The following is a 1203-nucleotide window of genomic DNA, read 5'->3' as shown; positions in this document are numbered from 1 at the left end:
GATGGCGGTTTGACTTCTCCGACATACTGAGGACATTCCTTGTAAGCCAGTACGGACAATGGAGAGAATACAAGGCTATGGACAAGACGGCACTCCGCAAGATATTGTACGGAAGAATTGACAGAATAGTAGAACTTGACAAACGACACCCAAAATGACAGCAGCAATGAACATAAGACAGACAGCGCAATCCATTGGACTTGCAGTATTCGCATTTCTGTTGCGCTGTTTCCTTTGGATAGTCAATATCCTTTGGTACATCATCAGAGAAATAGTCTGTGGAGTATTCCGAATGGTTATCAATGTAATGGTATTCATCATATTCCTCATTGCCATTTTCGGCTTTCTCCTATGGCTACTGACACTTTGAATTAACTCCCAAAAGCATAGCATTATGAAACGATACAGCAAGACAGCAGCGCAGCAATGCAGATTTTACGAGGTGGACAACATCTTTGAGTATATGGTGGAAACCTACATCAACGGCAACCATTCAACCCTAAGAAGGCTATACCACGAACTCAACAAGGAAGCGAGAAAGGACTTTATCGGTTTTCTTTTGGTGGAATGTCCTCCACAATACCACACGGAGATTTTACAAGAGATTGTCTGACCCAATAAATGAACGGATATGAACAGGACAACGGAAAAGATACCCACATGGAGTTTAGCCTATATCATCAATGGCGATGCAACCGCACTCACAGACGATGAAGTTCAGACAATAGACAGATGGATGAAGCGATGGCAAGTACAAGATGTTTCACCCCTCACAGATGAAGAAGGGAACGCACAGCCTTATTTCACCCATTACCCCCTTTTCGGACTTCCCACAGAAGTGGAAGATTGCGAGATACTTTATTTGAACGACAACCCGACTAAAATTTGAGATTATGATGAAAGGAACAGACCATTTCAAACGAACCATACAGATGTTTTTGGAGCAGAGAGCAGCGGAAGATGAACTATTCGCCAAAAGCTACCGCAACCCAGCCAAGAACATAGACGATTGTGTCACATACATTCTGAACTATGTGCAGAAAAGCGGTTGCAACGGCTTTTCAGACGGAGAGATATACGGACAAGCCATTCACTATTACGATGAAAACGAGATTGAAGTAGGCAAGCCTATACAATGTCAAGTAGTTGTAAACCATGTGGTGGAACTGACAGAAGAGGAAAAGCAGGAAGCAAGAAGAAAGG

4 protein-coding genes and 1 pseudogene are annotated in these 1203 nt (G+C 43.0%); all 5 read left to right on the top strand.

Annotation, left to right across the window (positions count from 1 at the left end; all coding sequences use genetic code 11):
- A pseudogene (locus I6E24_RS16325) lies at positions 1–158 on the top strand (molybdenum ABC transporter ATP-binding protein); the annotation flags it as partial.
- A gap of 8 nt (positions 159–166) precedes the next feature.
- Entirely contained in the window at positions 167–370 is a 204-nt protein-coding gene (locus I6E24_RS16320) for a hypothetical protein (protein WP_022232588.1), read from the top strand.
- Positions 371–394: 24 nt separating this feature from the next.
- On the top strand, positions 395–613 hold the full coding sequence (locus tag I6E24_RS16315) for a hypothetical protein (protein ID WP_013619456.1): 219 nt from the start codon (positions 395–397) through the stop codon (positions 611–613).
- 18 nt (positions 614–631) lie between these two features.
- Positions 632–889 carry a DUF6926 domain-containing protein gene (locus I6E24_RS16310; RefSeq protein ID WP_057099066.1) on the top strand — a complete coding sequence of 86 codons (258 nt, stop codon included), beginning with the start codon at positions 632–634 and terminating at the stop codon, positions 887–889.
- Between the two features lie 7 nt (positions 890–896).
- The coding region (locus tag I6E24_RS16305) for a PcfK-like family protein (protein ID WP_235329751.1) at positions 897–1203 on the top strand (307 nt) is incomplete at its 3' end.

The sequence above is a fragment of the Bacteroides caecigallinarum genome (assembly GCF_021530995.1).
In the GTDB taxonomy this organism is placed as follows: domain Bacteria; phylum Bacteroidota; class Bacteroidia; order Bacteroidales; family Bacteroidaceae; genus Phocaeicola; species Phocaeicola faecigallinarum.
This window is presented reverse-complemented; position numbering and strand designations above follow the sequence as displayed.